The 6,606-nt window shown below is 55.0% G+C and carries 3 protein-coding genes and 1 pseudogene; 1 reads left to right on the forward strand and 3 read right to left on the reverse strand.

Annotation, left to right across the window (positions count from 1 at the left end; translation table 11 throughout):
- Positions 1 to 1,063 (forward strand): selenide, water dikinase SelD (gene selD, locus IQ273_RS28745; RefSeq protein ID WP_194026538.1); only part of this gene is annotated, 1,063 nt, incomplete at its 5' end.
- Between the two features lie 4 nt (positions 1,064 to 1,067).
- Here selD and IQ273_RS28750 read toward each other — a convergent pair.
- The 3 genes and pseudogenes from IQ273_RS28750 to IQ273_RS36105 form a co-directional block, all read right to left on the reverse strand.
- Positions 1,068 to 3,197: a GGDEF domain-containing response regulator gene (locus IQ273_RS28750; protein WP_194026539.1), complete on the reverse strand. Its 2,130-nt coding sequence runs from the start codon at positions 3,195 to 3,197 to the stop codon at positions 1,068 to 1,070.
- Between the two features lie 28 nt (positions 3,198 to 3,225).
- Entirely contained in the window at positions 3,226 to 6,360 is a 3,135-nt protein-coding gene (locus IQ273_RS28755; protein WP_194026540.1) for a PAS domain S-box protein, read from the reverse strand.
- Between the two features lie 142 nt (positions 6,361 to 6,502).
- Positions 6,503 to 6,606, reverse strand: a pseudogene (locus IQ273_RS36105) (DDE transposase); the annotation flags it as partial.

Consider the following 6,606-nt stretch of genomic DNA (forward strand, 5'->3'; position numbering starts at 1 on the left):
TCCCTCTACCTCTCCCCCTTCCCCTCCCTGCGCCGGCTGTGGATCGAAGGTCGGCAGCACTGCTCTGTCTGAGGCCCTGCGCCGGGTGCGGCAAGATTTCCCTCAGCTGCCAAGCGAGGCGGTGCTGGTGGGTCTGGAGGCCCCCGATGATGCCGCCGTCGTCACCGTTCCGCCTGGTCAGGTAATGGTGCACACCGTCGATTATTTCACCGCCCTGGTCGATGACCCGTTTGTTTTTGCCCAGATTTGCCTCAAGCACTGCCTTAGCGATTTGTACGCCATGGGCGCGACTCCCCATACGGTGCTGGCTTTGGTGCAGGTGCCCTACGCCACCCCCGCCAAACAGGCAGAAATGCTGTACCAAATTCTGGCGGGCACCTCTAAGGGGCTCTTTGCCAGCGATGCCCCATTGGTGGGTGGACATACTGTGGTTGGCCCCCAGCTGGCTCTGGGCTTTGCCTGCAATGGTGTAGCCGATCCGGCAAAGCTGCTGCGCAAGGGCGGCATGCAGTCTGGCGATGCGCTGATTTTGACCCAGCCGCTGGGCACCGGCACCCTGTTTGCTGCCGACATGCAGGGCAAGGCCAAGGGACGGTGGATTGAGGGCGCGATCGCCCACATGCTCACCCCCAACCGGGCCGCCGCCGATATCTTTCGCGCCCACGGGGCCACGGCCTGCACCGATGTGACGGGCTTTGGCCTGGCCGGGCACCTGCTCGAAATGGTGCGCGCCTCCGGGGTGACAGCAGCCCTAAACCTCGACGCGCTCCCTATTCTCGCTGGTGCTGCTGAAACCCTGGCCACAGGCATTGTCAGCACCCTCCATCCCCAAAACCTACAGGCCGCCGAGTTCATCGACCCCGCTGGCAGCAGCCATCCCCTTTACCCGCTGCTGTTTGACCCTCAAACCGCTGGCGGTCTACTGGCCACCGTACCCGCTGCCCAGGCCCAACTCTGTCTGGCGGCGCTGCATCGTCAGGGCTACGAAGCGGCGGCTCTAGTGGGTGAGATTGGTGCTGCTACCGATGGGGCTTGGCAGCTAAGCCTCAAGCCTGGAGCCTAGACCGTCAAAGGCACAGGCTTTGGGTAATGGTTGCGCCATCGGTGGCCCTGGCAAACAGGTAGCCCTGGCCATACTCACAGCCCAAATCGAGCAAAATATCTTGCTGCTGCTGGGTTTCAATACCTTCGGCGGTTACCGCCATACCCAGGGTATGGCAGAGAGCAACGATGGCGCGCACAATCTCTAGCTTTTCGGCATCGGTGTCCATGCCCTGTACGAAGGAGCGATCGATTTTAACAATGTCGATTGGGAACTGATGCAGATAGCTAAGCGATGAGTAGCCTGTGCCAAAGTCATCCAGGCAAATCTGAACGTCAAGCTGCTTGAGCTGCTTGAGCATTGCGATCGCCTCTTTGGCATTTTCAATAAACACGCTTTCAGTAATTTCTAGCTTTAAGTAATCACCACTGAGGTTGGTATCTTGCAGAATGCTTGCGAAGGTGTCGACCAGATTTTTTTGAGTGAAGTGGTTGCTCGACAGGTTGACGTTAATGGCCACAGTAGGGGATGGCTCGTTGCGGTGAGGGCACATGACCATACGGCCCTCTGTCATCATCCAGGCTCCTATGCCCAGTTGCTGCCAGGCTTTTAGCTGTTGGCAAGCCTGGCGCAATACCCACTGATCGATGGTGGCAATGACGCCCATATCTTCAGCTAGGGGAATGAATTGATCGGGGTAGATTAGCCCCTCCCCTGGTTTTTGCCAGCGGACTAGGGCCTCCAGACTGGCAACGGTTTGGGTTGTCAGGGCAACAATGGGCTGATAGTAAACCAGCAATTCATTATGGGCGATCGCCTGGGTGAGAGCCTGTTCTCGCTGCATCAACACCCTTGCCTGATGGTGCATAACGGCATCGAATACCTGGTAGCCGCCGCGCCCCTGCTCCTTGGCTCGGTACATGGCAATGTCGGCATCACGCAGCAAATCGGCCGTGTTTTCGTAAGGAATCGAACTCTGCACAATGCCGATGCTGGCACTGATCAACAGCTTGTGGTTGTTGATGATAAACGGCTGTTTGAGATCGTGGAGAATTCTTTCGGCGGTGTAGCAGGCCGCGGTGACATCGGTGACATCTTCTAGCAGAATGGCAAATTCGTCTCCTCCAAAGCGGGCCACGGTATCTATGGTGCGCAAATGGGACCTCAAGCGAGGGGCGGCCTGCATTAAAAGCTGATCGCCGAGTAGGTGCCCAAGGGTGTCGTTGATGACTTTGAAGCGATCGAGATCGAGCAGCATGACCACAAAGCCGAATTCCGGCGATCGCTGGGCGCGATCGACCGCCTGCTGCAAACGATCTAAAAACAGAGTGCGATTGGGCAGTTGGGTCAGGGCATCGTGTAGGGCATTGTGCTCAAGCCGGGCCTCCATGCGGCGCTGCTCGGTACTGTCGCGTAGCACCATGACCGCTCCCTCAGTCTTGCCCCGCTCGTTACGAATGGGGGCAGCGCTATCAGAAACCGGAGTTTCATCCCCGGATCGGGTCAGCAGCAGCACGTTCTCAGGGAGGTACACGATGCTGTCTGCCTGCAGGGATTGCAGCAGCGGGTTTTCGAGCAGCGTACGGGTGACCGCATCAACAAACTGAAACACCTCGGCGGGCGATCGCCCAATGGCCTCGGTCTCCGCCCAGCCGGTCAACGCTTCGGCCACCGGGTTCATAAACTTAATTAAGCCCTCCGTATCGCTAGCGGTCACCCCTTCGCCGATGCTGTTTAAAACGGCCAGCAGCCACTGGCGGTGTTTTTTCAGTTCTTTTTCAAGGCCGTGTTTGTAGAAGGCAATTTCAATATTGGCACGCAGCTCTCGGGCCTCAAAGGGCTTAAGAATATAGCCAAAGGGAGTGGTCAGGCTGGCTCGTTTAAGGGTGTCTTCGTCAGCGTAGGCGGTGAGATAGATAACCGGAATATCTAAAGCCTGGGTAATTTGGGCAGCCGCCGCAATGCCATCGACAGCGGCGCTGAGATGAATATCCATCAGCACTAGATCGGGGCACAACTCCAGGGCTTTTTGAATAGCTGCCTCACCAGAGGTAATAATCGCAGGCACCTCATAACCCATGTCCATCAGGGTCGCCTGTAAATCCATTGCGATCACCACTTCATCTTCTACAACTAAAACTGTTTTTTTCTCCATAGTCCTTGTCTTTACTCCGCAACGATTGTCAGGCTGGAAAGGTGATTTGAAAAATAGTCCCAACGGGCTGCGGCACGATTTCAACCCTGCCCCTAATTTGTTGAGTTAGATTTTTTACCAAACTCAACCCCAATGAGGAAACCTGCTGAAGATTAACCCCGTCAGGCAAGCCAATACCGTCATCCTGTAGTCGGATCATCAAACGATGGTCAGAGCTAAGACAAGAGGTGATAGAGATTTTTCCGGTTCGGCCATCGGGAAAAGCGTACTTAAGCGAATTAGAAATTAGTTCAGTCAGAATCAATCCGCAGGGCAGGGCCGTCTCAATATCAAGGCTATAGGGCTCTATTTCAAGCTGCAAGGCGATGTAGCGGCTGTCAAACTGATAAGTTTCGAGCAAACTGTAGGCCAAATTTTGAATATAATCAGCTAGGTCAATGCGGGTGAGATCTTGGGACTGATACAGCTTCTCATGCACCAGCGCCATGGCTTTAATACGGCTTTGACTATCTCGCAATACTGATAGAGCTGCCGAGTCGGATGCGTTACGCGATTGTAGATTTAGCAGGCTGTAGATCACCTGCAAATTGTTCTTAACCCGGTGATAAATCTCTTTCAGCAGCAGCTCTTTTTCCTTTAAAGAAGCCTGGAGTTTTTCCTGAGAATCTTTGCGATCGCTAATATCCTGCTGCACCGCCACCAGCACCATGCCGTACTCGGGGTGCTCAAATACTGAAGTGGTCGCACTACACCAAAATGGCGTGCCGTCTTTTTTAACATTGTAGACTTCGTAGGTGGCCTCCTGGTTGGCTAATACCGCCTGGCGAATCGACTGATTAACGTCCTCGGCACTGGTGTCCTCATTAGCATAGTTGACGATCGAAACGTGCTGCCCATCTAACTCCCCAGGACCATAGCCAAACATCTGCTCAAATTTGCGGTTGGCGTAGCAAATCATCCCATTGTCGGCTCTGACCACGCAGATGCCCTCGGCCATATTTCGGGTGATAACGGCTTGAAATGCCTGCATATTTTCCGCCTGTTTGCGTTCGGCTTCGCCGCGTTTGCGATCGCTGATATCAATAATGACCCCCAGCATGCGCATGGGCTCCTGGTTCAAGTCGTATAGGCCTCGCCCCCGGCCCACTAGCCACCGCAGGCTGCCGTCAGGGTGTACCACGCGGTACTCAGCCTCGTAGTCAGTATGCTGGTGCAGGGCATCTTGTAAGGCCTGCTCGATCCGATCCAAATCGTCGGGGTGAATAGCCTTGCGCCAGCGCTGATACGGATCTTCCGTAGCTCTGGGATCTAACCCGAGCAGCTTAAAGTGGTTGTCATTCCAAATCACCCTATTCTGCCGCACGTCCCAATCCCAGGTGCCGATGTGGGTAAATTCAAGGGTGAGCCGCAGCTGCTCTTCGCTGCGGGCCAGGGTGACCTCAGCCCGCTTGCGCTCGGTTATATCTTCGACAATGTATGAAAAGCGAGGGTGTTTGCTGAGACTGTTGGCAATGGGGCAAACACTCCCCGCCAGCCAGCGGGTGCCCTCAGCTGCCTCATGGCAGTATTCAAACTGCACGGGAGCCTGGGTGTGCTCAGCCTGACGATAGTAAGCAATCCAGCGCCGAATGGTGGCCGTAGATACGCCCAACTCGCTGGCAAACCGATTTTCCATCGCTGGTGGCGTAGTGCCCAAAAACTCCGCGGCGGCCCAGTTGTCAGAGATGTGCAAAATATCGTCGTCATGCAGTTCGACAACACCCATGAGCATGGCAGCACTGTTAAAAAAGCTGCGCAAAATCGATTTTCGCTGGCGCAGGTCGGCGTTAATGTGTTGCAGGTCGGCGGTGCGTTCGGCCACCCGCTGTTCGAGCTCGGCTTTGGACTGGTGCAGGGCAGTTACAGCCTGCTGGCGCTCTGCTTCAATACGTTTGCGTTCGGTAATTTCTTCGCAGACGGTGCTAATGCCGATAATGCGATCGCCATCTTTGAGCGGCCAAAAGCTTTCTAGCCAGGTGCGCTGAATCCCAGGATGGGCAGGGGTCTCACCGCTAATTTCCATATTCAAAAGCGGTTCCCCCGTGTCGAGAATGCGGTGCAGCATGGCCTCGGCCTGGTCAGCTAAATTGGGCAACAACTCCCGCACAGTACGGCCCAGGTGTGCCTCTATGGGTAGTCCGTTCATTTCCGCTAGCCGCTCGTTGACCCGCACAAAACGAAGCTCGCGATCGATCACGTTGAGCCCGATGGGAGCCGATTGATAAATGGTTTCAATCTCAGCGAGCTGCTGCTGCAACTGCAACTGCTGGGTTTGCAGACTGGCCTCAATGCGTTGGCGCTCAACTTCTAGCCGTTTTCTCTCGCTAATATCGCGAAAGAAAATAGACAATCCCTCGGGCGCAGGATAGACGCGAATCTCAAGCCAAAGGTCGTGTTTGGGCGGCTCAAAATAATGGTGTTCTGTATGAATAGTGGCCTGCTCCGCCATTGCCCGACGGTAATGGGCTTCTAAAGATGAACCGACTAGCGCCGGCCATTCTTCCCAACAGGTTTTACCCAAAACGTCGGTGCGGGGCTTGCCGTTAATTTGTTCGCCAGCGGCATTTAGATAGGTTATGCGCCAGTCACAGTCTAGAGCCACAAACGCATCGCCCATACTTTCTAAAATTTGGGTCAATCGGGTCGCAGACGCCTCAGCAGCCTGCTGGGCGGCCTCAGCAATGGTGCGGAGCTGATATTCTCGCTGAGCCGACTCGCGCCGCATGGTGGCTAGTTTGAGGCAGGTTTCAATCTGCACTAGCAGCTCACGATTAGAGAAAGGCTTGGTCAGATAAGCATCGGCCCCCGCTTTTAGCCCATTAATACGAGCCTCTTCCTCCGCCCGCGCTGAGAGCAAGATGATTGGCAACTCGCGGGTTTGGGCATCAGCCCGCAGCGATCGCAGCAACTCCAACCCATCCAGGCGAGGCATCATTACATCTGTCAAAACCAAGTTGGGCCGGCGGTGGCGAATGGCCTCTAGGGCAGCCACACCATCGGCCACCACTTCAACGGTATACCCCTGCTCCAACAGCAGAAAGGTCACAAAGTCCTGCGTATCAGCATTGTCATCTGCAATCAGAATATGGGCCGATGACCGATCTACTCCATTTGCCTGGGCCATCGTCACCTCCCTAACAACCACCCAAAAACGCTCCTTTAAGCATTTGGTACAATACTGGCATGCCGGTTGAGCCACAGAGTCTGCTATTTCACGTCGTAACAGCAGTGGCTATTCTCTAAGGCTCAATACGGATTTTGGGGAGCTAGTTCAACAAGGTCTCCAATAGGTTGCCCAGCAGTGCCTTTCCTCGCTTACGGGCATTGTGTACGAACTCAAAGAACCCCAGATAAAGCGGCAGTTTCTCCT

Source organism: Nodosilinea sp. LEGE 07298 (assembly GCF_015207265.1).
Classification (GTDB): Bacteria; Cyanobacteriota; Cyanobacteriia; order Phormidesmidales; family Phormidesmidaceae; genus Nodosilinea.